This is a genomic window from Variovorax sp. J31P207 (genome assembly GCF_030316965.1).
GTDB lineage: Bacteria > Pseudomonadota > Gammaproteobacteria > Burkholderiales > Burkholderiaceae_C > Variovorax > Variovorax ginsengisoli_B.
Genome location: NZ_JASZYN010000001.1, coordinates 604,858 through 630,847, shown reverse-complemented (window position 1 = coordinate 630,847; position 25,990 = coordinate 604,858). Strand labels below are relative to the sequence as shown.

Annotated in this window: 26 protein-coding genes; 12 read left to right on the top strand and 14 right to left on the bottom strand. The window is 70.2% G+C overall.

Features of this window, described 5'->3' with window-relative positions:
- Window positions 1-59 precede the first annotated feature (59 nt).
- A complete protein-coding gene (locus QTI68_RS03045) occupies window positions 60-731 on the bottom strand; it encodes a DUF1028 domain-containing protein (protein WP_286369673.1) in 672 nt (223 codons plus the stop codon).
- A gap of 5 nt (window positions 732-736) precedes the next feature.
- Window positions 737-1,150, bottom strand: a complete 414-nt coding sequence (locus tag QTI68_RS03040) for a RidA family protein (protein WP_286369672.1) — start codon at window positions 1,148-1,150, stop codon at window positions 737-739.
- Between the two features lie 323 nt (window positions 1,151-1,473).
- Here QTI68_RS03040 and QTI68_RS03035 point away from each other — a divergent pair, with 323 nt between their 5' ends.
- The 3 genes from QTI68_RS03035 to QTI68_RS03025 are packed head-to-tail and all read left to right on the top strand — an operon-like array spanning window position 1,474 to window position 4,173.
- A complete protein-coding gene (locus QTI68_RS03035; protein WP_286519595.1) occupies window positions 1,474-2,475 on the top strand; it encodes an ABC transporter substrate-binding protein in 1,002 nt (333 codons plus the stop codon).
- A gap of 26 nt (window positions 2,476-2,501) precedes the next feature.
- On the top strand, window positions 2,502-3,350 hold the full coding sequence (locus QTI68_RS03030) for an ABC transporter permease (RefSeq protein WP_286519594.1): 849 nt from the start codon (window positions 2,502-2,504) through the stop codon (window positions 3,348-3,350).
- Between the two features lies 1 nt (window position 3,351).
- On the top strand, window positions 3,352-4,173 hold the full coding sequence (locus QTI68_RS03025) for an ABC transporter permease (RefSeq protein WP_286519592.1): 822 nt from the start codon (window positions 3,352-3,354) through the stop codon (window positions 4,171-4,173).
- Window positions 4,174-4,186: 13 nt separating this feature from the next.
- Here the strand turns inward: QTI68_RS03025 and QTI68_RS03020 are convergent, their stop codons facing one another.
- Complete coding sequence (locus tag QTI68_RS03020) at window positions 4,187-4,573, bottom strand: VOC family protein (RefSeq protein WP_286519591.1); 387 nt, start codon at window positions 4,571-4,573, stop codon at window positions 4,187-4,189.
- 177 nt (window positions 4,574-4,750) lie between these two features.
- Here QTI68_RS03020 and QTI68_RS03015 point away from each other — a divergent pair, with 177 nt between their 5' ends.
- Entirely contained in the window at window positions 4,751-6,562 is a 1,812-nt protein-coding gene (locus QTI68_RS03015) for a tetratricopeptide repeat protein (protein ID WP_286519589.1), read from the top strand.
- Between the two features lie 9 nt (window positions 6,563-6,571).
- Here the strand turns inward: QTI68_RS03015 and QTI68_RS03010 are convergent, their stop codons facing one another.
- From QTI68_RS03010 to QTI68_RS03000, 3 genes are read right to left on the bottom strand one after another with little or no spacing between them, the layout of a single operon-like run.
- Entirely contained in the window at window positions 6,572-8,200 is a 1,629-nt protein-coding gene (locus tag QTI68_RS03010) for a rhodanese-like domain-containing protein (protein ID WP_286519588.1), read from the bottom strand.
- Entirely contained in the window at window positions 8,197-8,769 is a 573-nt protein-coding gene (locus QTI68_RS03005; protein ID WP_286519586.1) for a cysteine dioxygenase family protein, read from the bottom strand. Before QTI68_RS03005 ends, QTI68_RS03010 begins: the two co-directional genes overlap by 4 nt.
- Window positions 8,766-9,977 (bottom strand): acyl-CoA dehydrogenase family protein, encoded by a 1,212-nt coding sequence (locus QTI68_RS03000; protein WP_286519585.1) that lies wholly within the window; start codon window positions 9,975-9,977, stop codon window positions 8,766-8,768. The genes QTI68_RS03005 and QTI68_RS03000 overlap by 4 nt, the downstream gene beginning before the upstream one ends.
- Window positions 9,978-10,087: 110 nt before the next feature.
- Here QTI68_RS03000 and QTI68_RS02995 point away from each other — a divergent pair, with 110 nt between their 5' ends.
- Genes QTI68_RS02995 through QTI68_RS02960 form a run of 8 tightly spaced genes read left to right on the top strand, consistent with a single transcriptional unit; the run spans window position 10,088 to window position 18,169 of the window.
- Window positions 10,088-11,104 carry an ABC transporter substrate-binding protein gene (locus QTI68_RS02995; protein WP_286519583.1) on the top strand — a complete coding sequence of 339 codons (1,017 nt, stop codon included), beginning with the start codon at window positions 10,088-10,090 and terminating at the stop codon, window positions 11,102-11,104.
- 38 nt (window positions 11,105-11,142) lie between these two features.
- Complete coding sequence (locus QTI68_RS02990; protein WP_286519582.1) at window positions 11,143-12,246, top strand: LLM class flavin-dependent oxidoreductase; 1,104 nt, start codon at window positions 11,143-11,145, stop codon at window positions 12,244-12,246.
- A 34-nt stretch (window positions 12,247-12,280) separates the two neighbouring features.
- Window positions 12,281-13,114: a class II aldolase/adducin family protein gene (locus QTI68_RS02985; RefSeq protein WP_286519581.1), complete on the top strand. Its 834-nt coding sequence runs from the start codon at window positions 12,281-12,283 to the stop codon at window positions 13,112-13,114.
- 26 nt (window positions 13,115-13,140) lie between these two features.
- A complete protein-coding gene (locus tag QTI68_RS02980; RefSeq protein ID WP_286519580.1) occupies window positions 13,141-14,142 on the top strand; it encodes an ABC transporter substrate-binding protein in 1,002 nt (333 codons plus the stop codon).
- Window positions 14,139-15,218, top strand: a complete 1,080-nt coding sequence (locus QTI68_RS02975; RefSeq protein ID WP_286519579.1) for an ABC transporter permease — start codon at window positions 14,139-14,141, stop codon at window positions 15,216-15,218. Before QTI68_RS02980 ends, QTI68_RS02975 begins: the two co-directional genes overlap by 4 nt.
- The gene (locus QTI68_RS02970; RefSeq protein WP_286519577.1) at window positions 15,212-15,997 is read left to right on the top strand and encodes an ABC transporter ATP-binding protein; all 786 of its coding nucleotides are present in this window, start codon (window positions 15,212-15,214) and stop codon (window positions 15,995-15,997) included. The genes QTI68_RS02975 and QTI68_RS02970 overlap by 7 nt, the downstream gene beginning before the upstream one ends.
- 7 nt (window positions 15,998-16,004) lie before the next feature.
- Window positions 16,005-17,165 (top strand): c-type cytochrome, encoded by a 1,161-nt coding sequence (locus QTI68_RS02965; protein WP_286519576.1) that lies wholly within the window; start codon window positions 16,005-16,007, stop codon window positions 17,163-17,165.
- 41 nt (window positions 17,166-17,206) lie between these two features.
- Entirely contained in the window at window positions 17,207-18,169 is a 963-nt protein-coding gene (locus tag QTI68_RS02960; protein ID WP_286519575.1) for an ABC transporter substrate-binding protein, read from the top strand.
- Here QTI68_RS02960 and QTI68_RS02955 read toward each other — a convergent pair.
- From QTI68_RS02955 to QTI68_RS02920, 8 genes are all read right to left on the bottom strand, one after another.
- Window positions 18,166-18,792, bottom strand: a complete 627-nt coding sequence (locus QTI68_RS02955) for a GntR family transcriptional regulator (RefSeq protein WP_286519574.1) — start codon at window positions 18,790-18,792, stop codon at window positions 18,166-18,168. The two genes, QTI68_RS02960 and QTI68_RS02955, sit on opposite strands and share 4 nt — an antisense overlap.
- A 69-nt stretch (window positions 18,793-18,861) precedes the next feature.
- Window positions 18,862-19,683, bottom strand: a complete 822-nt coding sequence (locus QTI68_RS02950; RefSeq protein ID WP_286519573.1) for an HpcH/HpaI aldolase/citrate lyase family protein — start codon at window positions 19,681-19,683, stop codon at window positions 18,862-18,864.
- On the bottom strand, window positions 19,680-20,261 hold the full coding sequence (locus QTI68_RS02945) for a cysteine hydrolase family protein (RefSeq protein ID WP_286519571.1): 582 nt from the start codon (window positions 20,259-20,261) through the stop codon (window positions 19,680-19,682). Before QTI68_RS02945 ends, QTI68_RS02950 begins: the two co-directional genes overlap by 4 nt.
- A 60-nt stretch (window positions 20,262-20,321) precedes the next feature.
- Window positions 20,322-21,527, bottom strand: a complete 1,206-nt coding sequence (locus tag QTI68_RS02940) for a CaiB/BaiF CoA transferase family protein (RefSeq protein ID WP_286519570.1) — start codon at window positions 21,525-21,527, stop codon at window positions 20,322-20,324.
- Window positions 21,524-22,690 carry a CoA transferase gene (locus QTI68_RS02935; RefSeq protein ID WP_286519568.1) on the bottom strand — a complete coding sequence of 389 codons (1,167 nt, stop codon included), beginning with the start codon at window positions 22,688-22,690 and terminating at the stop codon, window positions 21,524-21,526. Before QTI68_RS02935 ends, QTI68_RS02940 begins: the two co-directional genes overlap by 4 nt.
- Before the next feature lie 35 nt (window positions 22,691-22,725).
- Window positions 22,726-23,946: an FAS1-like dehydratase domain-containing protein gene (locus QTI68_RS02930; protein ID WP_286519567.1), complete on the bottom strand. Its 1,221-nt coding sequence runs from the start codon at window positions 23,944-23,946 to the stop codon at window positions 22,726-22,728.
- A gap of 98 nt (window positions 23,947-24,044) precedes the next feature.
- On the bottom strand, window positions 24,045-25,040 hold the full coding sequence (locus QTI68_RS02925) for a Bug family tripartite tricarboxylate transporter substrate binding protein (protein ID WP_286519566.1): 996 nt from the start codon (window positions 25,038-25,040) through the stop codon (window positions 24,045-24,047).
- 23 nt (window positions 25,041-25,063) lie between these two features.
- Window positions 25,064-25,987, bottom strand: coding sequence for an SMP-30/gluconolactonase/LRE family protein (locus QTI68_RS02920; protein WP_286519565.1), 924 nt, complete (start codon window positions 25,985-25,987; stop codon window positions 25,064-25,066).
- Window positions 25,988-25,990: the final 3 nt, after the last annotated feature.

Sequence of the window (25,990 nt, the reverse complement as noted above, 5' to 3'; positions counted from 1 at the left end):
GAAGAGAAGAGGCCGTGGGGCGGCACATGACGTTAAAAGTCCAGTGTACCGGCGGCCCTTCAGAGGTTCCCAGGCACCCCGAAGCTCGGGGCGGCGCGCGGGTCGAGTGCCCGCGTGATGTAGGCCTGCAGCTGCGGCTCGTAGACCTTCCAGGTCGCGTAGAGGGCCTGCACCGGGTCGAGCTCCACCCAGTCCAGCCGCAGGTCCACGATCGGCCAGTTCTGCTCCCCGTAGACCAGCAGGCCGGCCGAATGCACGGGGCCTTCCTCGCCGCCGGCCGCCTGGCCGGCGAGCATGGCCTGCATCAGGCGTTCGGCCAGCGAGCCTTCGGCGCTCTCGAAGGCAGAGAGCATCGCCTGGGGCACTTCGCGGGTGAGCAGCATGTTGCCGGCGCAGGCGGCATGCGTGCCGACCACGCTGGCCAGCGTGCCGAGCGCCTTGGCGCCCGTGAAGACCACCGGCGGGTTCGACGCATCGATGGCCATCACCTGGCGGTAGTCGATGAAGGGGCGCTTCTGCAACTCGGCCACTGCCTGCGCCGGCGTCAGTCCGCTGGCGAGCAGGTCCAGGGCGAGCGGGCCCAGATCCGGATCGGTGATGTTCTGGCTGGCGGCAGCGCCCACGCCCTTGCGGCCGCGGATGCAGCGCGCCGCGACCGCGGGGGAGGACGAGGCCACGGCGGCACCGAACTGCCCGGTGGCGGGGCAGCGCGCGATGATGGAGAAGGTCATGGGGCTCAGTCGGGGATCATCGCGGTGGCATCGATTTCCACCAGCCATTCCGGACGGGCGAGGGCAGACACCACGATGCCTGTAGACACCGGGAAAACCCCCTTCAGCCAGCGGCCCACGACGAGGTACACGGCCTCGCGGTAGCGCGGATCGATGATGTAGATCGTGATCTTGCAGATGTCCTGGAGCTCGCCGCCGGCCTCCTCGAGCAGCATCGCGATGTTCGCCATGGCCTGCTCCGCTTGTCCGCTGACATCGCCGATGCAGACGCTCTCGGAGGTCTCGAGGTTCTGTCCGATCTGTCCGCGCAGGAAGACCATGCTGCCGCGGGCGACGACGGCCTGGCAAAGGTCGTTGTCGAGCTTCTGTTCGGGGTAGGTGGCCTTGGTGTTGAAAGGCCGGATGCGGGTGTGTTTCATGTTGCTCGGGGCTGATGACGGGAATGGCGATCCTCATCTGCGCTGGCCCCTGGAGCCATTTGTATTTTCCGGGCGACCGTTTAGGAATTTCCGAGCGTTGCCCGCCGACCCGCGCCCATCAGGAAAATTGAGGCACCTCTAAGTAAAAGGCGACTTGGCCGCAAGTCGCGAGTTCCACATCATCCGGTCGCTGAAGTGAGTGGACCGGGTGCTGGCGTAATGCTTGCATCGTCAGGCCACTCGCCGACGGATGGCAGCTCCGACCAACGTTCAACTTTTCGATTTGAGGGTTTTCAATGATTCGCAAGCTTTTGACACTGTGCATGCTTTCCGCCACGCTGGCCGCCACATCGGCGTACGCGCAGGACAACGCCCTGGTGGTGAGCACATGGGGCGGCAGTTTCCGCGACCTGATCGACGAGAACATCGGCCGCGAGTTCACCAAGCAGACCGGCGTGCCGGTGAAGTACGTGACCGGCGGCACCATCGACCGCCTGAACAAGGCCAAGCTCGCCTCCAAGCCCGAGAGCGACATCACGTTCACGACCTCGCATGTCGGCTGGCTCTACGTCAACGGCGATCTGTTCGAGCAGCTCGACACCAGCAAGATCCCGAACGCCAGCCGCCTGGTCGACCGCGCCAAGATCAGCCCGTACCACATCGGCAGCTGGGCCTATGTGTACTCCATCGGCTATCGCCCCGACCTGCTGCCGCCGAGCGTCAAGTTCGACAGCTGGAACGACCTGTGGAATCCGGCCCTCAAGGGCAAGATCAGCGCTCCCGACTTCGACCCCAGCCACTTGATCGCGGTGTCGGCCATGCTGTCGGGCGGCGATGCCAAGTCGTGGGAAAAAGGCCAGGACAAGCTCAAGGCGCTCAAGCCCAACTTCAAGGCCTTCTATACCAATGACGCCAATGCGCAGCAGCTGATCGCCACCGGCGAAACGCCCGTGGAAGTCATCCTCTCGATGAATGCGTACCACATGGCAAGCCAGGGCGTGCCGATCAAGGTGGTCATGCCCAAGGAAGGTGCGGTGCTCGGCGTCGACACCATGGCCATCATGAAGGGCAGCACCAAGACCGACCTGGCCTACAAGTTCCTGAACATCGCGCTGTCGCCCGAAGTGCAGTCGAAGATCGTCGCTTCGAAGAAGGCCAGCCCGGTGGTCGACAACGCGACGGTCTCGGCCGAAGACGCGAAGCTGCCGGGCGTGTTCACGACCAAGGCACAGTGGGATACCCAGACCATCGTCATCGACAACAAGCTGCGCGCCGAGAAGACGGCCGAGTGGCGCAAGTGGTTCACCGAAAACGTGATGAACTGACCCGGTCCCAGGAACAAGGCTAAGGAATGCGCTCCGATCTACGGGCCTGGCTGGTCTCTCCGGCCGTCATTGTGGCGATGGGCATCGCCGTGTCGCTGGCCGCGGTGTTCCAGTTCAGCTTCAGGACCTTCGTTCCTGGCTCGCTGGATGTCGGAGGGCTGACCTTCGCCAATTTCACCGGCATGGGCAAGTCGATCTATCTCGATGCCTTTGCCAACACCTTGCTGCTGAGCGTGGAGACCACGGTCTTCTCGCTGCTCGCCGCTTATCCCCTGGCCTACGCCCTGGTCCGCGTGAAGAACCGGGCGCTGAAGTCCTTCATCCTGATCGTTTCGATCACGCCGCTGTTCCTGGGTGAGATCGTCCGGACCTACTCGTGGATCGCCGTGCTGGGCAGCAACGGCTTCATCAACGGCACCCTGCGCAAGCTCGGCCTGATCGAATGGCCGTTCGAGCTCATGTTCACGCACCTGGGCGTGCTGGTCGCGCTGGTGCACGTGACGATCCCGGTGGTGGTGCTGATGCTCGCCACGGCGATCTCGCACATCAACCGCGACTATGAGAAGGCCGCGCAAAGCCTGGGCGCCGGCCCGGTCCGGACCTTCATCACGGTCACGCTGCCGCTGTCGATGCCGGGCATCCTGGCCAGCATCACGACTGCCTTCGCCTGGACCTTCAGTGCCTTTGCGACGCCGCAGATGATCGGCGGCGGCCGCGTGCCCACGGTGTCGACACTGGTCTACCAACTCGGGTTCTCTTCGATGAATTTTCCGCTGGCGGCCAGCCTGAGCGTGATGGGGCTGATGTTGACGGTCGCGGCGCTTTTTGCCTTGGGACTTTTGACGAAGCGCCTGAAGGCCTTTGGAGGACACTGACATGAGAATCCGAAGTTCCCTGCCTCTGCCGCTGCGGGTGGCCGGGCCGCTGCTGATCGCCATCCTGCTGGGCTTCGTGCTGCTGCCGGTGGTGGTGGTGACGATCGCCGCCTTCAACGAGAAGGCGATCCTTGCCTTTCCGCCCGAATCGTATTCGCTCAAGTGGTTCGCGCGGGTGTTCAGCTATCCGGATTTCCGGGATGGCTTTCGATCGAGCATGGTCGTCACCGGATGGTCTTCGTTCCTGGCGCTGGTGATCGGGACCTGCCTCTCCATTGCCGTGAAGCGCCTGGAGTTCAAGGGCAAGCAGCTGCTCCTCGCGATCCTGCATTCGCCGCTGGTGGTGCCGCATTTCACCTTGGGGCTGGGCCTGCTGATCCTGGTGTCGCAGACCTCGGTGCAGCGCGGATTCGGCATCGTCATCCTGTGCCACGTGATGCTGGTGCTTCCCTTCGTGCTGCGCAGCGTCTATGTGTCCATGGAGAACCTGGACCAACGGCTGGAGCAGGCGGCGGCCAGCCTGGGCGCATCGCCGGTGAAGGTGCTCTTCACGGTCACGGTTCCGTTGCTGGCGCCCGGCCTCTTCGGTGGATGGCTGTTCGCGGCCATCATGTCGTTCAGCGAATTCACCGCATCGCTCTTCGTGACGACCCAGGACACGCAGACGCTGCCGGTGGCCATGTACAACTATGTCCGCGAGTTTGCCGATCCGACCCTGGCGGCGCTGTCGGCGGTCTATATCGCGGTGACGGCGGCGCTGCTGGCGTTTGCCAACTACTTCCTGGGGTTGGGGAAGGTCCTCAACATCGAGGACAGCCACTAGGCCACCAGGGCGCTCAGTCCAGGTCCTCGTGCAAGCAGAGGATGTTGCCTTCGGGGTCCTCGAACCAGGCCGCCTTCTCGGAGCCCAGCACGCAGACGTGGTCCACGGTCTTCAGCCCGGGCAGGTCGTAGTCCGCGAAGCGCACGCCGCGCTGCGACAGCGCGGCCACCGCCTGATCGATCCGAGCCACCCGGAAGCTCAGGGCCGTGTGTTCGGCCTTGGTGCCCTCGGGCTTCGGGAACAGGGCCAGTTCGGTGCCGCCGCAGCGGTAGATGAACTTGCCGTCCGGCTTGGCGCCGAGGGGCTCCAGGCCGAGCGCCTGTTCGTAGAACTGGCGGGCACGCGCCAGATCCTTCACGGGCAACATGCAGGTCACGCTGCTGGCGGCAAGCGGGTTCATGGCGCGCTCCTCGGGAGTTGACGCATGGGTTGTACGCCGGTTGATTTGCATTGCCAATGGGCTATTGCACCGCGTGCGGCCGGCTGCCAGAATTTTTGCTTCGATCCGGCTCTTCCACCGACGGGGCCAGCCGAGCACGCATCGCAGGTCCCGCCTCTTTTCCAGAGGGGAAATGCCATGCCATCGCACCACCGCTTCGTGATCCGTCGCCGCTTGTTGCCGGCGGTTGCCGTCGTCGTCGCGGGCACCGGCTTGCTGCTGCCCGACGGGGTCGACGCCGGGCGGCAGCAGGCGCCGCCTCTCGATCCCCTGCTGTCGGGTGGCATCTGCGGCCCGGTGGTCAGCGCGCCGCCGGCGCTGCTCAAGGCCCTGGTCCGGGTCAAGAGCGAGACCGCCCCGTTCCAGCCGGTGCCGATGCAGGCGGCCGGCGGCACCGTGCCGCTGTACGCCAACCTCGGCACGCTGTCGTTTCCGATCAGCACCCGCAACCCCAAGGCCCAGGCCTATTTCAACCAGGGACTGCGGTTGTCCTTCGGCTTCAACCATGCCGAGGCGCAGCGCGCGTTCCAGGCGGCGCAGCAGCTCGATCCCGATTGCGCCATGTGCTTCTGGGGCGAGGCGCTGGTGCTGGGCCCGAACATCAATGTCCCGATGATGCCCGAGGCCAATGCGCCGGCACTGGCCGCGCTGGCGAGGGCGGTGGCGCTCAAGGGACGGGCGAGCGAACTGGAGCAGATGCTGATCGGCGCGCTCGAGAAACGCTACGCCGCCGATGCCCCGCCCGACCGCAGCGCGCTGGATGGCGCCTACGCCGACGCCATGAAGGCCGTGGCGGCGAGATTCCCGACCGACGACACGCTGCAGGTGCTGTATGCCGAAGCCGCCATGGACACGCAGCCGTGGGACTACTGGCAGGCCGGCGGCACCGAGCCCAAGGGACGCGGCGCCGACATCGTCGCCACCCTGGAGACAGTGCTGAAGCGCAACAGCACCCACCCGGGCGCCATCCACCTGTACATCCACGCGGTGGAGGCGTCGGCCCAGCCGGACCGCGCGCTGCCCTACGCGAAGCGGCTGGGCGCGCTGGTGCCCGGTGCCGGCCACCTGGTCCACATGCCCGCGCACATCTACTACCGCGTGGGGCTGTACCGTGATTCGCTGGAGGCCAATCGCCGCGCGATCCAGGTCGACGAGGCCTATTTCAAGACTTCGCCGTCGGACCCGCTCTACAAGGCCGCCTACTACCCGCACAACATCCACTTCGTGATGGTCTCGGCGCAGATGGGCGGCGACGGCGGCACGGCGGTCGATGCCGCCGCGAAACTGGATGCCTCGGTGCCGGCCGAACTGGTGAAGATGTTCCCGATCCTGCAGCCGATCAAGGCGGCGCACTACACGACGCGTGCCCAGTTCAGCGACCCGGACACGATCCTCAAGCTGGCGCCGCCGGCCGACGACGTGGTGCTGGTGTCGACCATGTACCACTATGCGCGCGCCATCGCCTACGCGCAGCGCAAGGACAAGGCCGGGGCGCAGCGCGAGATCGACGCCATCGCCGCGATCGAACGCACGGCGGACTTCAAGCCCTTCGAGCCCTGGGGACTGCCGGCCAAGGAGATCGTGCGCACCGCGGGACTGGTCGCCACCGGCCGGCTGGCCGATGCCACGGGTGACCTCGACGCTGCCGCCAAGGCCTACACCGAGGCCGTCGCCATCGAAGACGCGCTGGCCTACACCGAGCCGCCCTACTGGTACTACCCGGTGCGGCAATCGCTGGGCTCGGTCCGGCTGCGCCAGGGCAAGCTCGACGAGGCCGAGCAGGCGTTCAGGGACTCGCTGGCGAGGGTCCGGAACAACGGCTGGGCGCTGGCCGGCCTGGCCGAGGTCGAGCGCCGCAAGGGCGACGCCAACGCCGAGCGCGCGGCCCGGGAAGCCTATCGCCGCGCCTGGTTCGGCCCCAAGGACGGGCCCGACCTGGCGCGACTCTGACGCTCCGGTTCAGAGCACGCGGAACCCGTGCGTGCCGTCGGCGCCCAGTTGCGCGACCAGGCCGAACTCCCAGTCCAGATAGGCCTGCATCGCCTCGGCGGGCGCATCGGTGCCTTCGTAGGGCCGGCGGTAGCGATCGGTGGGCGGCGTCGCGGCGCGCGGCAGGCCGCTCTCGGCCGGCAGGCCGGCCGCGAACCATGCGGCATTGCCGCCCGCGAGCACGGCCGTCTCGGCAGTGCTGCCGCGGGCGTCGAGCGCTGCCCGCAGGTCGGCGGCGGCGAAACGGGCCAGCAGGCTGCTGCCGCAGGTCAGCACGTAGTGGCGCGCCGGCGGGGTCGCGTCCAGGGCCTGCGCGAGCTGGGCGCGGATCGCGAACCAGGCGCCCGGGATGTGGCGCTTCGTGTGCTGGACGCTGCCGGTGACATCGATCACCGCGGTGTCGCCCGGTGCGGCCCGCAGTGCCTGCGCCAGATCGGCCGGCGAGACTTCCTCCACCGGCGGCGCGGCCGGGTGCGCCGCCGGCGCCGCACCGATGGCGCTCCGCGCCGCCTCGGGTTGCGGCTCGGTGACGTAGACCTCCCATCCCATCTGCGCCAGCCACGAGGCCGTCATCGGCGCCCGCACGCCGTCGTCGTCGGCCAGCACGATGCGCGCTCCGCGCACCGGCACCTGATGGTCGGTCTCTTGCACCAGCTGGCCACCGGGCGCGCTGGCGAAGCCCGGCAGATGGCCGGCTTCGTATTCCTCCGGCGTGCGGACGTCGAAGCGGTAGACGCTGCGGTCCGGCGCATCGAGGGTGGGCAGGGCGTCGAGGGCGACCCAACGCACGCCCGCGCGCCGGGCCACGTCCTGCGCACTGGCCTGGGCGAGGGCGCGATTCGCCTCGCCCGGCGCGGGCGCCTGGCGCGCGGCCTCGTGGTCCAGCACCTGCCCGGCGAGCTTCCAGCCGATGGTGCCGTTGCGCAGGGCCGCGACCGGATTGGGGATGCCCGCGTTGACCAGCGACTGCGTGCCGATGATGCTGCGGGTGCGACCCGCGCAGTTGACGATCACCCGCGTGGCCGGGTCGGGCGCCAGCTCGCGCACCCGCAGCACCAGTTCGGCGCCGGGCACGCTGGTCGCGGTCGGAATGCTCATGGTCCGGTACTCGTCGAAACGCCGCGCATCGAGCACCACGACATCGGCGCGCGCATCGATCAGCGCCTTGACCTCCTGCGCCGAGAGGGAGGGCGTGTGGCGCTCGTGCTCGACCAGTTCGCCGAAGGCCTTGCTCGGCACGTTGACGTCGCGGAACAGCTCGCCGCCCGCGCGGCGCCAGCCATCGAGGCCGCCTTCGAGCAGATGGACGCGGCTGTAGCCCAGCGCGGCGAGCCGGCCGGCGGCCAGCGGTGCGAGGTCGGCCCCGGCGTGCTCCCCGTAGAGGACGATGAGGGTGTCGCGGCGCGGGATGCGCCGCCAGGCGTCGATCTCGATCCGGGACAGCGGCAGATTCGCGGCCCACAGCGGATGGGCCTGCGCGAAGGGGTCTTCCTCGCGCACGTCGAGCAGCGCGATCTCGCGCTGCGCGAGGAGCTGCGCCCGCACGTCGGCGAAGGACAGGGTGGGGAATCCGGTGGCTTGGGCGATGGCGGCGGTCATGTTCTGCGGAGATCGGGAGGCTGGGTGTTGGCGTAGCCCGAGACGAAGGGCTTGCGCCCGCCGCCGGCTGGATAAGTATGGCGCTGCACGGCGCCGATGTCGGCGCCATAGACATGGATGCTGATCGACACCCGGTCGTCGAAGGCGTTGTGCACGCGGTGCACGTCGCCCACCGTGGGCGACACCGCCCCGACGTCGCCCGGCTCGAGCCGCACCGGCGGTCCGTCGGCCGCCATCAGGCCGTCGTGCTCGCGATAGGGCTGGCTGTATTCGGCGCCACGCAGCATGCCGATGAGGCCCCACACCGTGTGGTCGTGCACCGGCGTGGCCTGTCCGGGTCCCCAGACGAAGCTCACGACCGAGAAGCGTCCGGTCGAATCGGCATGCAGCAGGTACTGCTGGTAGCGCACGGGATCGGGTTGCGCGAAGTCCTCGGGCAGCCAGTCGTCGCGCGACACCAGTTGGCGCAGCAGGCTGCCGCCGGCTTCGAGGATGTCGGCTTCGCCCGGGCGCCGGTCGAGCAGGCGGGCGAAGCCGGCGACGAAATCGCGCAGCGGCGCCGCGCTCATCGGGCGGTCGCGGCGCCCAGCGCGCCCTTGCCCGCGGCCACCAGGATCGCGTCGTTCTGCGGTGTGTGGATGCGGCTGCACAGCACGTCGCGGTAGTGGCGCTCGAGCGGGTTGTGGCGCGTCAGGCCGTGGTTGCCGCTCGATTGCAGCGCGAGTTCGACGGCGCGGATCGCCTGGGTCGTGACCGTGTACTTCAGCAGGCCGCTGTCGGCCGCCGAAGGCGCATGGCCGGCGTCGACTTCGGCGGCCGCCTCGTCGAGCAGCACGCGGTTGGTGCGCAGCAGGGCCTCGATCTCGCCGACCGTCTCCTGCACCCGCGGCAGGCTGGCCAGCGGCGCACCCAGGCCGCTGGGGGCCCGCTGGTTGAGAAAGCCGAGCAGCCAGTCGCGCGCGGCCCGCGCCACCGCGTCGTAGAGCGTGCCCAGCAGCACCACCATCCAGGCCTGCTGCGTCGCATGGGCATCGACGTCGGTCTGGCTGCCGGCGTCGGGCGCCCATTCGGCCGGCGCCCGCAGGTCGACCGCATGGTCGAGCGGGATCGCGACGTCTTCGAAAATCACCTCGTGGCTGCCGGATGCGCGCAGGCCCAGGTGGTCCCAGCTCGCGACCACGCGAACGCCCGGCGCGTCGCGCGGCACCAGGAAGACGCCGACCCGCGGAGACGGTTCGTCCGTGCGGCCCCACACCGAAAGCCAGCGCAGCCCCTCGATGCCGGTGGTGTAGAGCTTGTGGCCGCCCAGCTTCCATTGGTCGCCGTCGCGGCGCGCGGTGGTGGCGGGCAGGCCGCCGCGTGCGGGCGATCCCAGCGCGGGCTCCACGCGCAGGGCGTTGATCAATGCGCCATCGCGCACGGCGTCGCGCAGCACGCGTTCGCGCAGGTGGGCGGGCCAGCGGCTGTCGCTGCGGCCGATCGCGTGATGCTGCAGCCAGGTCATCGTCAGGATGAGCGCGGTCGCGGGCTCGCCGTACGCGACCGCGGCGAGCACGCGGCGCGCCGCATCGAGCGAGGCGCCGCCGCCGCCGTGCACACGCGGCGCGACCCATGCGATCAGCCCGTGCGCGTGCAGCGCGGCGAAGTTGTCGCGCGGGAAGCTGCCGTCGCGGTCGTGGTCGGCCGCGGTCTCGGCGAAGCGGGCGGACAGGCGCGCGAGCAGCGCGGCGTCCTCGTGGGGGGGCACCGGCAGGCGGCGCAAAGCTTGGGAACTCATGGCTTCGGACCTTAGCGGCCGAGGCGCGCGGGGCCAACGACGGAAGCCGCATATCCAAACTCGGATTCATGCGTTCGCTTTCGAGCGCCCGGGCCTTACGGTCTGGGTCCATGACATTTCCACCCCACGCCTCTTCCACCGCCTGGTCGCGCCGCCGCTGGCTGCAGTCGGCGGGCGCCGCCACCGCCCTCGGCGCCGCCGGCACGCTGGTCCGTGCCGCTGCGCCGGACCTTTCGGGGCTCACGCTGCGCATCGGCACCTACAAGGGCCTCTGGCGCCCGCTGATCGAGGCCTCGGGCCAGGGCCGCACGCCCTACAAGATCGACTGGCGCGAGCTCAACAACGGCGTGCTGCACATCGAGGCCATCCAGGGCGACGCGCTCGACCTGGGCTCGGGCAGCGAGATCCCCGCCGTCTTCGCTGCGCGGCAGAAGGCCAGGGTGCGCTTCATCGCCGTGATCCACGAGGACCTGAACAACCAGGCGACCCTGGCGCGCAAGGACGCGCCGATCAGGACCATCGCCGACTTCAAGGGCAAGCGCGTGGGCTACGTGCGGGCCACCACCGCCCATTACTACCTGAGCAAGCAGCTCGCGGAGGCGGGGCTTTCATTCGGCGACATCCAGCCTATCAACCTGAGTCCGGCCGACGGGCTCTCGGCCTTCGCCCGCGGCGATCTCGATGCCTGGGCCATCTACGGCTACAACGGCCAGCTGGCGCGCACCCAGCACGGGGCCCGGGTCATCAAGACCGGCAAGGGCTATCTGTCGGGCAACTTCCCGGTCTATGCCAATCCGCGCGCGGTGGACGACCCGTTGCGCCATGCCGCGATCGCCGACTTCCTGCTGCGGCTGCAGCGCGCCTACGCCTGGGCCAACGAGAACTACCTCGACTACGCGAAGGCGCAGTCGGCCGAGACCCGGGTGCCGGTGGGCGACATCATCGAGCTCTTCAACGGCCGCAGCAACGACTACGCACTGGGCCCGGTCACCCAGGCCGCGGTGCGCAGCCACCAGGAGGTGGCCGACACCTTCCAGAAGCTCGGCGTGCTCGACGGCCCGGCCGACGTGGCGCCGCTGTGGGACCGCAGCTTCGACGCCGCCCTCTCCCGCGCCAATCCAGCATGACCAGCCCCCACTCTCCCTCCATCCAAGGACGCGACACCATGAGCGACATCGAATTCATCGGCATGATCCAGGCCCAGAAGGTCTCCGAGATCCATCCCGCGCGCGGCCCCGCCATCGACCGCGACTACGTGCGCGCCTTCGCCCAGGCGCACGAGCAGGCCGGCTTCGACCGGGTCCTGGTGCCGCACCATTCGACCAGCCCCGACGCCACCCTGACCGTGGCCTACGCCGCCTCGGTGACCGAGCGCATCCATTTCATGCTGGCGCATCGCCCCGGCTTCGTGAGTCCGACGCTGGCCGCGCGCCAGTTCGCCTCGCTCGACCAGTTCAGCGGCGGCCGGCTCGGCGTGCACTACATCTCGGGCGGCTCCGACGATGAGCAGAAGCGCGACGGCGACTGGCTCGACCACGACCAGCGCTATGCGCGCACCGACGAATACCTCGAGGTGCTGCGCAAGGTCTGGACCGCCGACAAGCCCTTCGACCATGAAGGCGCGCACTACCGCTTCAAGGACGCCTTCTCGGAGGTCAAGCCGGTGCAGACGCTGAACGGCAGGCCGCATGTGCCGGTGTATTTCGGCGGCGCTTCGGAGGCCGCGATCCCGGTGGCCGGCAAGCATGCGGACGTGTACGCGCTGTGGGGCGAGTCGCTGGCCCAGGCGCGCGAGCTCACCGGCCGCGTGCGCGCCGAGGCCGCCCGGCACGGGCGCCAGGTGCGCTTCTCGGTCTCGTTCCGTCCCATCCTGGCCGAGACCGAGGCCAAGGCCTGGGAGCGCGCCGACGGCATCCTGGCCGAGACCCGCCGCCTGCGCGTGGTGCAAGGCTTCGGTCGCGGCGGCCCGCTGCAGAGCGAAGGCGCCAAGCGCCTGCTGGCCGCCGCGGAGCAAGGGACGCGGCTCGACAAGCGGCTGTGGACCGCCGTCGCCCAGGAGATCGGCGGCCGCTCGAACAGCACCGCGCTGGTCGGCACGCCGGAGCAGGTGGCCGATGCGCTGCTCGACTACCACGCGCTCGGCGTGACCACCTTCCTGATCCGCGGCTTCGACCCGCTCGAGGATGCGATCGACTACGGCCGCGAGCTGATCCCGCGCACCCGCGAACTGGTGGCCCAGCGTGTCGCCGCGCAGCGCGAGGCCGCTTGACCGCGCCGTGCATCCACGTGCCCGAAGGAACCGCATGAGCGCCGTACTCGACATCGACCGCAGCGGGGAGCGCGCCCGCACCCGGCTGGCCCTGAACCCGAACCCGCAGCGCAAGTACTGGTTCGATCCGCCGGCACCGCGCAGCGGCGTGGAAGCCGAGCGCCGCCACCGGCAGGAGCGGCTGGCGGGGGCCTTCCGCCTGTTCGCCCGCTTCGGTTTCGCGCAGGGCCTGGCGGGCCACATCACGGCGCGCGACCCTGAGCTGACGGACCACTTCTGGGTCAATCCGCTGGGTGTGCATTTCTCGCGCATCAAGGTGTCGGACCTGCTGCTGGTCAATGCGGCCGGCGAGACCGTGGTCGGCGAACGCCCGCTCAACAAGGCGGCCTTCGCGATCCATGCCGCGATCCACGAACACGACCCGCAGGTCATCGCGGCCGCGCACACGCATTCGACCTACGGCAAGGCCTGGTCGACCCTGGGCCGCAAGCTCGACACGCTGACCCAGGACGCCTGCGTGTTCCACGACGACCATGCGCTGTTCGACGACTTCACCGGCATGGTGGTCGACGAGAGCGAGGGGCTGCGCATCGCCAGGGCGCTGGGCGGGCGCAAGGGCGCGATCCTCAAGAACCACGGCATCCTGAGCGCCGGCCCGAGCGTGGAAGCCGCCGCCTGGTGGTACATCGCGCTCGACAACGCCTGCCACACGCAGCTGCTGGCCGAGGCGGCCGGCACGCCGCAGCCGATCGACGATGCGGTGGCGCGCCACACCCACCAGCAGATCGGAGGCCCCGAGGGCGCGCTGCATGCCTTCGAGAGCCTGTACGAAGGGCTGGTCGAGGCCGAGCCCGAACTGCTTGACTGAACCGGAACCAGAGAGTCCACAACGCCATGAACAACCCTTCCTTGTCCCGTCGCCGCGTGCTGCGTGCCGGCGGTGCCGCTGCCGTCGTCGCCTCCAGCGGCCTGATCGCCACCCGCGCCTGGTCGCAGCAGCGCAAGCTGACCTTCGCGTGGAACGCCTCCGCCTTCTGCCTCTCGCCCGTGGTGGTGGCGCAGGAGCGCGGCATCTTCGAGAAGAACGGGCTGCAGGTCGACCTGATCAACTACACGGGATCGACCGACCAGCTGCTCGAATCGCTCGCCACCGCCAAGGCCGATGCGGCGGTCGGCATGATCCACCGCTGGCTCAAGCCGCTCGAATCGGGCTTCGACGTCAAGATCGTCGGCAGTTCGCACGGCGGCTGCGTGCGCCTGGTGGGCGTCAAGGAGGCCGGCGTCACCGACCTGCAGAAGCTCAAGGGCAAGACCATCGGCGTGTCGGACATCGCGAGCCCGGGCAAGAACTTCTTCTCGATCCTGCTCAAGAAGAACGGCATCGATGCCGACAAGGACGTGACCTGGCGCCAGTACCCGGCCGACCTGCTCGACATCGCGGTCAACAAGGGCGAGATCCAGGCGATCGCGGACGGCGACCCGACGCTCTACCTGATCGAGAAGCGCAACAAGGGGCGCTACCAGGAGCTCGCATCGAACCTCTCCGGCGAATACAAGGACAAGGTCTGCTGCATCGTCGGCGCCCGCGGCGAGCTGGTGCGCAAGGAGAAGCCGGTGGTGGCGGCGCTGGTGCGCGCCATCGTGCAGGCTTCTGACTTCGTGGCCGAGAACCCGAACGAGTCGGCCAGGCTGTTCGCGAAGTATTCGCCGAAGGTGCCGGTCGAGGACCTGCAGGCGCTGCTCGGCACGCTGACGCACGCGCACCACCCGGTCGGCAAGAACCTGCGCGACGAGGTCGAGTTCTATGCCCGCGACTTCCGCTCGGTCGGCGTGCTGAAGTCGAGCACCGATCCGGCGCGGCTCGCCAACCACGTGTCGGTGGACGTGCTGGCATGACGACGGCCGACAACATCCTCGGCGCGCCGCCGCGGCAGCAGCCGGCGCCGGCGCGCGTGCCGGTCCGGCGCGACGCGCGGCCTGCCGCCACGCCCGCGGTGCTCGACGAGCCCGCCGTGACCGGCGTCTGGCGCACCGGCCTCGTCGCGGCGGCCGCATGGCTGGCGCTCGGTGTGCTGACCGTCTGGTGGCCCAACCGCGAAGTCGGCTTCAGCGACTGGAACTTCACGCAGGAGTTCGGCATCGGGGCGATCGCCGTCGCCATCGCACTCGGGGTGGTGGCCTTGCTCGGCGCCCGCGCCGGCCGGCTCGGCCGCAAGCTGCGCCCGGCCGGCCAGTGGCTCGTCGCCGCGCCGCTCCTGCTGGCGCTCTGGGAAGCGCTGACGGCCAAGCTGGGCCTGCTGCCGCCGCCCTTCTTCGCGCCGCCGCAGAGCCTGCTCGACGTCGCCGTCGAAGACTGGGCGCGGCTCGGCCTGTCGACCGCGCATTCGCTGCGGCTGCTCGCGCATGGCTTCGTGCTGGGGGCGCTGGTCGGTTTCGCCACCGGCGTGTGGATCGGCTGGTCGCGCATCGCCGGCTACTGGGTGCATCCGTTGCTGCGCTTCCTCGGTCCGGTGCCGGCCTCGGCGCTGCTGCCGCTGGCCTTCTTCTTCGCGCCGTCGAGCTATGCCGCGGCCGTGTTCCTGGTCGGGCTCGCCACCTTCTTCCCGGTGGCGGTGCTGACCTGGTCGGGGGTGGCCTCGGTGAACAAGAGCTACTACGACGTCGCGCGCACGCTGGGCGCGACCGAATGGTTCCTGGTGCTGCGGGTGGCGGTGCCGGCGGCGCTGCCACAGGTCTTCGTCGGCCTGTTCATGGGGCTGGGGGCTTCCTTCTCGGTGCTGGTGACGGCCGAGATGATGGGCGTCAAGGCCGGTCTCGGCTGGTATCTGCAGTGGGCCCAGGGCTGGGCCGCCTATCCGAACATGTACGCGGCGCTGCTGGTGATGGCGGTGCTGTGCTCGGGCCTGATCACGCTGCTGTTCAAGGTGCGCGACCGCGCGCTATCCTGGCAGAAGGGGACGGTCAAATGGTGAGCGCGGCCAGCGTCGCGCAGGCCGGCGCGCGCATCGACATCCAGGCGGTCAGCCACTGGTTCAGGCAGCAGCAGGGCGGCGTGCTGCAGGTCCTCGACGGCATCGACCTGCAGGTGCGCGCGGGCGAGTTCGTCGCCTTGCTCGGCCCCAGCGGCTGCGGCAAGTCGACACTGCTGCGGCTGGTGGCCGGGCTCGAGCCGGCGACCACTGGCCGCATCACGCAGGACGACCTGCCGATCGCGCGGCCCGATCCCTCGCGCATCGTCGTCTTCCAGGACCCGACGCTCTATCCCTGGCGCAGTGTCTGGGACAACGTGGCGCTGGGCCTGCAGGCACGCGGGCTGCTGAAGTCGCAGCGCGGGCGCGTCGACGACGCGCTGGCGCTGGTCGGGCTCAGCGACTTCGCGAAGAGCTTCCCGCACCAGCTCTCGGGCGGCATGGCGCAGCGGGTGGCGCTGGCGCGCGCGCTGGTCAACGATCCGCAGCTGCTGGTGCTGGACGAGCCGCTGGGCAAGCTGGACTCGCTGACGCGCATCGCGATGCAGAGCGAGCTGGTGAACCTGTGGCAGCGGGCCGGCTTCTCGGCGCTGCTGGTCACGCACGACGTGGAAGAGGCCCTCTTCCTCGCCAACCGCGTGATCGTGCTGAGCGACCGGCCGGCGCGCATCACGGCGGAGCTGGTGGTCGACCTGCCGTACCCGCGGCATCGCGGCCACCCGCGGCTGGCGGCGCTGCGCCACGAGGCGCTGCAGCACCTCGGCCTCGACGCGACCTGGTGACGCCGCGGTGATCCGCACGCCGGATGCCGGGTGGCTGGACCCACTGGTCGCGGGGCTGCAGAAGGCGCAGGAAGGCCTGCTTGGGCTGCTGGCCTGGGCCGGCTTCGCCGGAACCAGCCATGGCCAGGCCGCATGGCCCTGGGCGCTGCGGCTGTCGGGCGAGAACCTGCTGATCGACGCGGGGCAGGCCAGGCGCCTGGCCCTGACCCTGCTCGTGCTGGCGCTCGCGGCGCTGGCGCTGTTGCTTGCGGCGCTTTGGCGCAAGCCGCGCTGGTTCTTGATTGCGGCCGTGCCGCTGCTGCTCGTCGCTGCGCCGTGGCCGCAGGCCGCGGTGCTGTTCGTGCCGGCGGTTCCGACCAGCTTCCATCGCTCGCCGACCGGATTCGACGTGACTTCGATCGCGCGCGGCGGCGCGCTCCATGCGCAGCACTGCGCCGCCTGCCATGGCGTCGACGGGCGCGGCCAGGGCCCGCTCGCGGCGGCGCAGCCGGTCTGGCCGCCGGACCTGGCCGGCCCGCTGCTCTGGCGGCGCGCCGATGGCGAGCTGCTCTGGCATCTGCTGCACGGCATGAAGGATCGCCACGGCGCCGCGACCATGCCGGCCTTTGCGCAGCTCGGCGACAGCGACGCCTGGGCGCTGATCGACTTCATGAAGGCCCAGGCCGCCGGCCAGAGCCTGCGCGCCACCGGCGCCTGGGCCGGGCCCATCCACCTGCCCGATGTCGAGGTGCGCTGCGAATCCCGGCCGCCGCGCCGGCTGTCGGGCTGGCGCGGCCAGCGGCTGCGCATCGTGGCGGCCGGCACGCCCCAGGCCGCGCTGCGCGAGGACCCGCGCGTGGTCACCGTGCTGCTGCGCCGCGAGGACGAGAGGGCGTCAAGCCCCGCTGGCGAATGCGTCGCCGAGTCGACGGCCGCCTGGAACGCGTTCGCGTTGATCGCCGGCACCGACCAGCTGGCTGGCACGCAGTGGCTGGTCGATCGCGACGGCTGGCTGCGCGCCCTCGGTTCACCGGGCCAGGCGGCCTGGTCGGAAGACGACCTGCTGTGCCGCACCGAGGCCGGCGACCGCGGCGCGCCGACGGCGCCGCCGGACGACAGCCTAGGCGCGCTCATCGCGCGCATGGATGCCGAGCCGGTGCGCTTCCTCAAGGGCGGTTTCGTCCGCTGAGTCCCTTCATCCGCGTTCCAACCTTCAAGGAGTTTTTCATCATGATCCGCGCACCGCGCCGCCAGTTCATCACCCATTCGCTCGCGACCGCTGCCGCGCTGGCCTTGCCGGCCGCCGCCCTGCGTGCGCAGCCGCGCCCCGTGCTCAAGGCCGGCGACCAGAAGGGCGGTCTGCGCGCGCTGCTCGAGGCCGCGGGCGGACTGGAGGGCCTCGGCTACGACATCCAGTGGTCGGAGTTCCCGGCCGCCGCGCCGCTGGCCGAGGCGCTCAATGCGGGCGCCGTCGACTCGGGCCCGATCGGCGACGCGCCGCTGGTGTTCGCGCTGGCGGCCGGCACGCGGGTCAAGGCGATCGGCGCGAACCGCTCCGATGCCTACGGCACCGCGGTGCTCGTGCGCCCCGATTCGCCGCTGAAGTCCGCGGCCGATCTCAAGGGCAGGAGCATCGCGACCAACCGCGGCTCGATCGGCCACTACGTCACCCTCAAGGCCATCACGACGGCCGGATTGAAGCCGGAGGACGTGACCCTGCGCTTCCTCGCTCCGGCCGATGCCAAGCTGGCCCTGACCCAGGGCGCGGTCGACGCCTGGGCCACCTGGGAGCCCTACACCGCCATGGCGGAAACCGGTGGGCATGCGCGGGTGCTGGTGAGCGGGCGCGGGCTGTTGCCCGGCCTGAGCTACCTGGCGGCGACCGATGCCGCGATCGCGGCCAAGCGGCCGCTGCTGCAGGACTTCCTGCGCCGCGTGGTGAAGGCCCAGGACTGGTCGTACCGCAACGTCGACGCGTTCTCGGCCACGCTGGCGAAGATCATCGGCATTCCGCCCGAGGCCGCCAAGCTGCAGTTCGAGCGGCGCCAGCAGAAGTGGGTGCCGATCGACGCCAAGGTGATCGTCGACCAGCAGCGCACCGCCGACTTCTACCACCAGGTGGGGCTGATCCCGCGGCCGCTGGATGTGCGGCCGACCTTCGATACCGGGTTCGCGCTCGAGGATCGGGCTTAGACCGACTTCAGCACCGTCCACCCCGACTCGATGTGCTTGCGCATCGCGAACATGGCGGCCGATGCGTCGCCGGTCGTGAGCGCCTGCAGGATCTCGTCGTGCTCCTTGACCGCCTCCTGGCCGCGGCCTTCGACCGCGTTGATCAGGTCGAAGGGATAGCGCGCCCACAGGATCTGCACGAAATGCAGGGTCTGCGGCATGTTGGCGCAGTCGTACAGGCGCCGGTGGAAACGGTAATTGACGCCGCGGGCCGTGGCCCGGTCGCCGGTCTCGAAGGCCTGGGCGAATTCGTCCGCCAGCGCGCGCAGCTCGGCGATGTCCTTCGAGGTGACTTTCTCGACCGCGCCGCGCACCAGTTGCGCTTCGAGCATCAGCCGCAGGTTGAGGATCTCGCCGGAGGCCGCGGCATCGAAGGGCACGACACGCGAACCGCGGTAGGAATCGCCGCTGACATAGCCCTCGGCCGCCAGCAGCTTCAGGGCCTCGCGCACGGGCGTGATGCTCAGGTGCAGCTGTTCGGCGATCTCCGCCTGCTTGAGGCGCGAGCCACGCGAGTACACGCCCGAGATGATCCTCTCGCGCAGGTAGTCCGCGACCTGCTCTTCTTTGGTTCGATATTCCATCTGCTGCAGCCTGACTGGAGCTGCCGGGCAGGCCGCCCCGGGCAAGCAACCCCTCCTGGTGGGCGGATTCTAAGCGGCCCCGCCGGCCTGGCTGTCGGCCACGATCCGCTGCGCGCGCTCGACCACCGGCTTGTCGATCATCTGGCCGGCCAGCGAGGTCGCGGCGCCACCGCTGGCCTCGAAGGCGGCCAGCACCTCCAGCGCCCACTGGTGCTCTTGCGGCGTGGGCAGGAAGGCCGCGTTCACGGCGCCGACCTGGCGCGGATGGATGCACAGCTTGCCGCCGAAGCCGAGCTGGCGCGAGCGCAGCGCGTCCGCCCGCATGCGGGCCTCGTCGGTGAAGGCCAGGCTCACGCCGTCGACCGGCGCCGCCAGCCCGGCATGGCAGGACTGCAGCACGATCTGGATGCGCACGGGCGTCAGTGCCTCGCCTTCGTCGGCGATGCCGCTCTCGGTGGCGAAGTCGACGCTGCCGAAGGCGAAGCGCTCGAGGCCGGCGACTTGCGCCATGGCCGCCAGCGACAGCCAGCCGGCCACGGTCTCGACCAGCGCGATGACCCGGCGCCCGGGCAGGGCCCGGACCGTGCGCGCCAGCGAATCCGGATCGGCCTTGGGCAGCATCAGGCCCGCCGCCGGTGCCGCCTGCAGCATGCGCAGGTCGTCCGCGTGCCATTCGGTCGGCAGGGCGTTGACGCGCACGAAGGCCTGGCGGCCGCCCGCCAGCCAGGCGGCGACATGGCCACGCGCCTGCGCCTTGTCGGCCGGCGCGACGGCGTCCTCGAGATCGAGGATCAGCGCGTGGCTGCCGCTGTCCGCGGCCTTGTCGAAGCGCTCCGGGCGGTGGCCCGGCACGAACAGCAGGCTGCGGTCGATGCGCACCGCGGACCTCACTCGAACACCACGTCCTGCGACGTCGTCAGGCGGCAGAAGCGGCGCAGGCCCTGGATGGCGCCGTCGTGCTCCTCGGCCGACAGCGCGCAGCAGCAGTCCTCCAGCACGACGATCTCGTAGTCGCGGTCGTGGCCCTCGCGCACGGTGGCCTGGACCACCGCGTTGGTGGAGATGCCGGAGCAGTAGATCCGCCGGATGCCCCGGGCGCGCAGGATCGCCTCCAGGCTGGTGCTGTAGAACGGGCTGACCCTGTGCTTGACGATGTCGAAGTCGCCGGGCTGCTGGCCGAGGTCGGGGTGGACCTCGGTGCCCCAGCTGCCGAGCTTGAAGATGCCGTTCTTGCGGGCGCCCGAGAAGATCGGTGAGTCGGGCGGGCATTCGCGGTAGTCCGGCGAGAAGCCGACCCGCACGAAGCCGACCGGCACGTTGGCGGCCCGGGCCTTGTCCAGCGCCGCGCGGGTGTTCTCCAGGATGCGGCGGCCGCGCACCTGCTCGCCGTAGGCGGCCTTGCCATTCGGCCCGTCCGCGTGGACCAGGTCGTTCTCCATGTCCAGCACGAGATAGATGGACGAAGTCATTTCTTGCATTCCTCGGGTTCGTTGAAAGAGGGCGCACGAGCGCCGCGCGCCAGGCGGTTTCTACAGGATCACCTCGCGCTCCACCAAGTCGGCGCGCCGGGCCGAGTCGATGCCCAGCAGTTCGCCGAAGACATAGTCTTCGTCCTGCCCCAGCGTCGGCGTCAGGCGTCGGATGCCGACGCCGTCCGAAGCAGAGAAGCGTCCGGGCGCGCCCACGGCCAGCCGCGGCTGGATGTCCGGCGCACTGACCTCGACCAGCGCGCCGCGCTCGCGCAGGTGCGGATCGTCCGCCACGTCCTGCATGGTCCATGACACATGGGCGCAGACACCGGCCTGCTGCAACTGAGCTGCGGTCTGGTCGGCGTCGCGATCGGCCAGCCACCGGGTGAGCAGGACGTCGATCTCGGCGCGCCGGGCGCGGCGTGCCGGCGCGGTGGCGAAGCGCGGGTCGCGCGGCGGCACCTCCGGTGCGAGCACCCCCAGCAGCGCGGCCCATTCGGGGTCGTCGCGCACCGCCAGGGTCAGCCAGCGATCGGGCTGGCCGGTGGGGTAGACGCCGTGCGGCGCCATCGCCGGGTCGCCGTTGCCGGGCCGCAGCGGTGTGCTGCCGCGGCTGGCCTGCACCAGCGCGTCGCCGATCATGGCCGAGGCCACCTCGCGCGCCGCCAGGTCCACATGCTGCGCGCGGCCGGTGCGGCGGCGCTGGTGCAGCGCGGCCAGCGTGGCTGCCGCCGCATGGACGCCGGCCGAGTGGTCCATCACGTGGCGCATCTCCATCGGCGGCCCGTCGCTGTAGCCGCTCATCCAGCCCAGCCCGCCCCAGGCGCCGAACAGCGGCGCGTAGCCCGCGAAGTGCGAGTCCGGGCCGCTCTGGCCGCAGGACGACAGCGACAGCAGCACGATGTCCGGCCTGGCCTCGCGCAGGGCCTCGAAGTCGAGGCCCAGGCGCTTCATCACGCCGGGCCGGAAGCTTTCGGCGGCGATGTCGGAGAGGGCGACGATCCGCTTGGCGATCGCCACCGCCTCGGGATGCTTGAGGTTGAGCCGCACCGACAGCTTGTTGGCCGACACCTGGTCGAAGGTTGCTGCCTGCATGCGGCCGTAGACCGCATGCGGCTTGCGAAAGGCGTCCGGCCGCGTGCGGCTCTCGATCTTGATGCACTCGGCGCCGAGCTGGGACAGCAGGTGGGTGCAGAAGGGCCCGGCCGCGTGGATCGTGAAGTCGGCGATCCGCACGCCGGCCAGCGGTGCTTGCGGGCGCGTCATGCGGTCGCCTCCGCCGCCATCTCGCCCAGCGCCGGCACCCGGCCGCTTCGCTGCAGGGGCGTGCAGCGGAACTGGAACGGCGCCAGCAGCACGTCGACCGGCTCGCCGCTTTCGAGCATCGCCGGTGCGAACAGGCCGCGCGCGCGCTCGTGCTCGCCTTCGCTCACCTCCACCGGTGTGCGGTACTTGGCGGCCGGCACGCCGAGCTCCTGGGCCCGCCGCACGATGTCCTCGACCCGGTGCGCCGCCATCCACGCGCGGATGTGGCCGTTGATCTCGGCGCCGCGCCGGCTGCGTTCGAGCGGGTCGCGCAGGGCCTCCTCGCCGGCCCAGGCGGGGCGGCCGAGCAGCTCGACCAGCGCACCCCACTGCCGGTCTTCCAGCGTGAGCAGCTCCAGGTAGCCGTCGAGCGTCTCGAACACGCCGCCGTAGCGGAAGCTGCGGGTGGTCCGGTGTTCGAGCGAGCCGTCGCCCAGGCGCTGCAGCGCGAAGGCGCCCACCGAGAGCACGGCGTCCTGCACCGACACGTCCACGTACTGGCCGCCGGCCTCGGGCACCGTCCACCAGGCGGCGAGCGCGCAGGTGACCGCGGTGCTGCCCGCCTGGTAGCCGGCGAAGTGGCCGTAGATCTTGAGCGGCGGCCGGTCCGGGAACAGCTCGTGTGACAGGCCGTTGGGCAGCAGGAAGCCCTCGCCCCCAGCATGCAGCAGGTTCACCTCCTCGCCGTCCCAGTGCGCCTTCGCGCCGCTGGCGCCGAAGGGCAGCACGCTGACGTGGACCAGGCTGGGGAAGCGCCTGCCGATCGATTCCGGGTCGACGCCCGCGGCAGCCCGCAAGCGCACCGGCGTGTCGTCGATCAGGATGTCGGCCCCGTCCAGCTCGCGCGCCAGCACCGCCTGCCCCTCGGGCGTGAGCGGGTCGCAGACCAGGCTGCGCTTGCCGACGCCGAGGTAGGCGAACAGCGCGCTCTCGCCCGTGTCTTCCAGCAGCGGGGGCGCCTGCCGCAGCGGCGAACCCGCCTCGGGCTCGAGCATGACGACCTGCGCACCCATGGCGGCCAGCAGCCGGCCGGCGTAGGCCGCCGCCACGGTGCGCGACCGTTCCACCACGCGGCAGCCCGCCAGGGGCAGCCCCGCGGATGGCGACGCTTCTTCGAACAGCATGTGAGGTCTTTCGCGGATGTTGCGGGGCCTGGCGCTCAGCGGATCACCGGCAGCTCGAGGTCGATGCCGGAGCCGTCGATGAAGGCCGGCAACCGGACGTCGCGCGACGGCAGCGCCACGGTGGCGATGCCCGGCGTCGTCACTTCGCCGCGCTGGTTTTCGGCGGCGATCTCGATGTCGACCAGCGCCGTCTTGTCCTTCACATACTTGCGCACGACCTTGGCCTTGCAGAAGGTGGTGTCGCCCACGATGTTGAAGCGCCGCATCTCGGTGCGCACACGCTTGATGACGCCGGCGTCGCCCATCCAGTTGGTGACCAGCGTGCACATCCACGACGAGCGCTGCGGACCGTAGTCGTAGGTGCCGGGCACGCCGACCTCCTTGGCCACCGATTCGCGGTGGTGGCCGATGCCGGTGTACTCGACGCCGCCGCCGGCCTCGGGGTTGCGGAAAAAATGGCCCGGGTGCTTGACCGCCGCCTGCAGCACCACGCCGTGCGTGTGGCCGCGGCCGCAGCCGACCAGGAAGCCCATCGTGTCCATCAGCGACAGCGGGCCGCGCGCGATGGTCGGCAGTTCCTCGCCTTCCTGCACCTCTTCCCAGTAGCGCACGTTGGCGCCGCGGATGTTCTTGGGCTCGTCCAGCACCATCTGGTCGATGCGGTCGTGCATCTCGTTGCTGTATTCGTGCTGGACGATCTCCTTGTACTTGCCGGTGTCGCGCGCCGCCTTGCGTTCGTGGCGGGTGCAGGTGCCGAGCGCCCGCGCCACCAGCTCGCCGCGCTGGTTGTAGTAGCAGGCCTCGACGTACTGCAGCACCAGCCGGCCCGAGAACTTGCTCTCCTTGACCTCGACGCCGACCACCCGTTCGATCGGCGTGATGCGGTCGCCCGGGCGCACGTGGCGGATCAGCTCCCAGTCGTTGCCGGCATAGAAGCCATGCACGCCCGGCAGGCCCCAGCGGGTGCGGCCGAGCCAGCCGAAGGCCATCGGGAACATCGGATGCGCGAGCATCGTGCCGTAGCGGCTGGCGGCGCCGTAGCCGATGTCGCGGTACAGCGGATTCAGGTCGCCGATGCCGTTGCACCAGTTGCGCAGGGTGTCGGCCGTGGCGTCCTGCAGGTAGGGGCCTTCGGGGCGCAGGTGCAGGCCGATCATGGCGCGGGCGTCGGCGATCGCCTGGTCGGTGATGAGGCCTTCCGCGGGCGCGTTGCCGACATCGGATTGGGCGGGGAGGGTGGCGGTGGCAGTGGTCAAGGGAAATCTCCTGTGGGCTGGGAATCAATAAAATGCAGAATGCATTCTTTAAGGGAAAAAGGTTCTAGCTGGATGACGTGACATGACCTCCGGGTGCTTCAGTCGACGCGGATGTCCGCGGCCTTGATGACTTCGCCCCACTTGGGGCGCTCTGCCTTCACGAAGGCATCGAGCTGGGCCGGGCCCATGAAGAGGGGCTCGACGCCGATCTCCAGCAGGCGGCGCCGGGTCTCGGCCCCTTGCAGCGCCCGCTGGACATGCTCGGCGACCTTCTCGACGATCTCGGCCGGCGTGCCGCGCGGCGCGAACAATGCATCCCAGGCCACGACGTCGAAGCCCGGCACGCCCTGCTCCGACACCGGCTTGACGCCGGGCAGCATCTCGCTGGCCTTGAGCGAGGTGACGCCCAGCGCGCGCAGCTTGCCGGAAGCGATCAGCGGCCGGGCCGCTGTCACGGTGTCGATGGCCAGCGGGATCTGGCCGCCGAGCAGGTCGGTCATGGCCTGGCCGGAGGACTTGTACTTGACGCCGAACAGCGGCGCCTGCGCCGACTTCACGAACTGCGCGAACACGACGTTGGCCGTGGTGCTGGGCAGCCCGACGTTCAGGGTGCCGGGCTTGGCGCGGGCCCGCGCCACCAGCTCGGCGATGCCGTTGGTGGGCAGGTCGGGCGCCGAGGTGCAGATCACCATCGGCAGCAGCCCCAGCATCGCCACGGCCTCGAAGTCGGTCGCCGGACTGAAGCCGAGGGCGGGGAACAGGAACTCGTTGGCCGCATGCGTGGCGTTGGTGCCGAGCACGAAGGTGTAGCCGTCGGGCGCCGACTTGGCGGCTGCCGCGGCGCCGATGTTGCCGCCCGCGCCGGCTCGGTTGTCGATCACGATGCCCTGGTTGAGCGTCAGCGACAGTTCGTTGCCGATCAGCCGCGCCAGCACGTCCGCGCCCTGGCCAGCCGCATAGGGAACGATGATGCGGATCGGCCGCGTCGGCCACGCCGACTGGGCCGACACCGGCAGCGATCCGGCTGCGACAGCGGCCACGGCGGCGCCGGCCTGCAGGAAGCGGCGGCGGCTCGGACTGGGGAGTTGCTTCATGGGAAGGCCTTTCCTGATGGATGTCACGAAGCGAGTGCCAGGCCGGCACGTGGCCAGCGGGCCGCGAAGAGCTCCCCATGGCCGGACAGCGTGATGTAGGCCGTGCGCCGGTCGGCGCCGCCGAAGCAGATGTTGGTGCAGTAGCCTTCGGGCGCCGCGTGGAACTCCAGCAGTTCCCCCGCCGGCGAGAACACGCTGATGCCGCCGCGCACCAGGGTCGCGACGCAGATGTTGCCGCCCGCCTCCACTGCCAGCGAATCGAAGCGCTGGAAGCCCGGCAGTCCGTGCACCAGGCGCCCGCCGTTGGGCGACGGCCAGGCCTCGTGCCCGAGCTGCCCGCGTCCGGTGACGGGGTAGGCCCAGAGGCGGCTGGTCTCGGTCTCGCTCACGTACAGCGTGCGTCCGTCCGGCGACAGCCCGACGCCGTTGGGCGTGAGCACCGGATGCGCCGCCCGGCGGATGAAGCTGCCGTCGGTGCGGGCGTAGTAGACGGCGCCGCGCAGGATCCGGTCCTCGAAGGTCTTGCCGAAGTCGCTGAACCAGAAGCCGCCGTCGGCGTCGAACACGATGTCGTTGGGCCCGTGCAGCGGCACGCCGTCGCAGTGGGTGTAGAGCATCTCGACCGCGCCGGTGTCGAGGTCGACGCGCTGGATCGCGCCGCCCTCGTAGTCGGCGGCCGGGCCGGTGGGGCGCGTGAAGCCGTCGTCGGTGCGCCAGCTGAAGCCGCCGTTGTTGCAGACGTAGCAGCGGCCGTCGGGGCCGATCGCCGCGCCGTTGGGGCCACCGCCCAACTGCGCGACCGCGCGCAGTTCGCCGCCGGGCAGCACGCGCGTGAGCCGGCCGGCGGCGATCTCGACCACCAGCACGCTGCCGTCGGGCAGCGCCACCGGGCCTTCGGGGAACTGCAGTCCGGTGGCGATCACTTCGCCTTGCAACTTCAGGGTCACGGG

What these genes read in the sequence shown, in the direction of transcription:
- QTI68_RS02970 (WP_286519577.1), top strand. Translation starts at nt 15,212, where the DNA reads ATGGTGAGCGCGGCCAGCGTCGCGCAGGCCGGCGCGCGCATCGACATC.
- QTI68_RS03015 (WP_286519589.1), top strand. Translation starts at nt 4,751, where the DNA reads ATGCCATCGCACCACCGCTTCGTGATCCGTCGCCGCTTGTTGCCGGCG.
- QTI68_RS03040 (WP_286369672.1), bottom strand. Translation starts at nt 1,150, where the DNA reads ATGAAACACACCCGCATCCGGCCTTTCAACACCAAGGCCACCTACCCC.
- QTI68_RS02935 (WP_286519568.1), bottom strand. Translation starts at nt 22,690, where the DNA reads ATGCTGTTCGAAGAAGCGTCGCCATCCGCGGGGCTGCCCCTGGCGGGC.
- QTI68_RS02945 (WP_286519571.1), bottom strand. Translation starts at nt 20,261, where the DNA reads ATGACTTCGTCCATCTATCTCGTGCTGGACATGGAGAACGACCTGGTC.
- QTI68_RS03005 (WP_286519586.1), bottom strand. Translation starts at nt 8,769, where the DNA reads ATGAGCGCGGCGCCGCTGCGCGATTTCGTCGCCGGCTTCGCCCGCCTG.
- QTI68_RS02960 (WP_286519575.1), top strand. Translation starts at nt 17,207, where the DNA reads ATGATCCGCGCACCGCGCCGCCAGTTCATCACCCATTCGCTCGCGACC.
- QTI68_RS02925 (WP_286519566.1), bottom strand. Translation starts at nt 25,040, where the DNA reads ATGAAGCAACTCCCCAGTCCGAGCCGCCGCCGCTTCCTGCAGGCCGGC.
- QTI68_RS02940 (WP_286519570.1), bottom strand. Translation starts at nt 21,527, where the DNA reads ATGACGCGCCCGCAAGCACCGCTGGCCGGCGTGCGGATCGCCGACTTC.
- QTI68_RS02990 (WP_286519582.1), top strand. Translation starts at nt 11,143, where the DNA reads ATGAGCGACATCGAATTCATCGGCATGATCCAGGCCCAGAAGGTCTCC.
- QTI68_RS02985 (WP_286519581.1), top strand. Translation starts at nt 12,281, where the DNA reads ATGAGCGCCGTACTCGACATCGACCGCAGCGGGGAGCGCGCCCGCACC.
- QTI68_RS02995 (WP_286519583.1), top strand. Translation starts at nt 10,088, where the DNA reads ATGACATTTCCACCCCACGCCTCTTCCACCGCCTGGTCGCGCCGCCGC.
- QTI68_RS02975 (WP_286519579.1), top strand. Translation starts at nt 14,139, where the DNA reads ATGACGACGGCCGACAACATCCTCGGCGCGCCGCCGCGGCAGCAGCCG.
- QTI68_RS03030 (WP_286519594.1), top strand. Translation starts at nt 2,502, where the DNA reads ATGCGCTCCGATCTACGGGCCTGGCTGGTCTCTCCGGCCGTCATTGTG.
- QTI68_RS03025 (WP_286519592.1), top strand. Translation starts at nt 3,352, where the DNA reads ATGAGAATCCGAAGTTCCCTGCCTCTGCCGCTGCGGGTGGCCGGGCCG.
- QTI68_RS03000 (WP_286519585.1), bottom strand. Translation starts at nt 9,977, where the DNA reads ATGAGTTCCCAAGCTTTGCGCCGCCTGCCGGTGCCCCCCCACGAGGAC.
- QTI68_RS02980 (WP_286519580.1), top strand. Translation starts at nt 13,141, where the DNA reads ATGAACAACCCTTCCTTGTCCCGTCGCCGCGTGCTGCGTGCCGGCGGT.
- QTI68_RS03035 (WP_286519595.1), top strand. Translation starts at nt 1,474, where the DNA reads ATGCTTTCCGCCACGCTGGCCGCCACATCGGCGTACGCGCAGGACAAC.
- QTI68_RS03020 (WP_286519591.1), bottom strand. Translation starts at nt 4,573, where the DNA reads ATGAACCCGCTTGCCGCCAGCAGCGTGACCTGCATGTTGCCCGTGAAG.
- QTI68_RS02955 (WP_286519574.1), bottom strand. Translation starts at nt 18,792, where the DNA reads ATGGAATATCGAACCAAAGAAGAGCAGGTCGCGGACTACCTGCGCGAG.
- QTI68_RS03010 (WP_286519588.1), bottom strand. Translation starts at nt 8,200, where the DNA reads ATGACCGCCGCCATCGCCCAAGCCACCGGATTCCCCACCCTGTCCTTC.
- QTI68_RS03045 (WP_286369673.1), bottom strand. Translation starts at nt 731, where the DNA reads ATGACCTTCTCCATCATCGCGCGCTGCCCCGCCACCGGGCAGTTCGGT.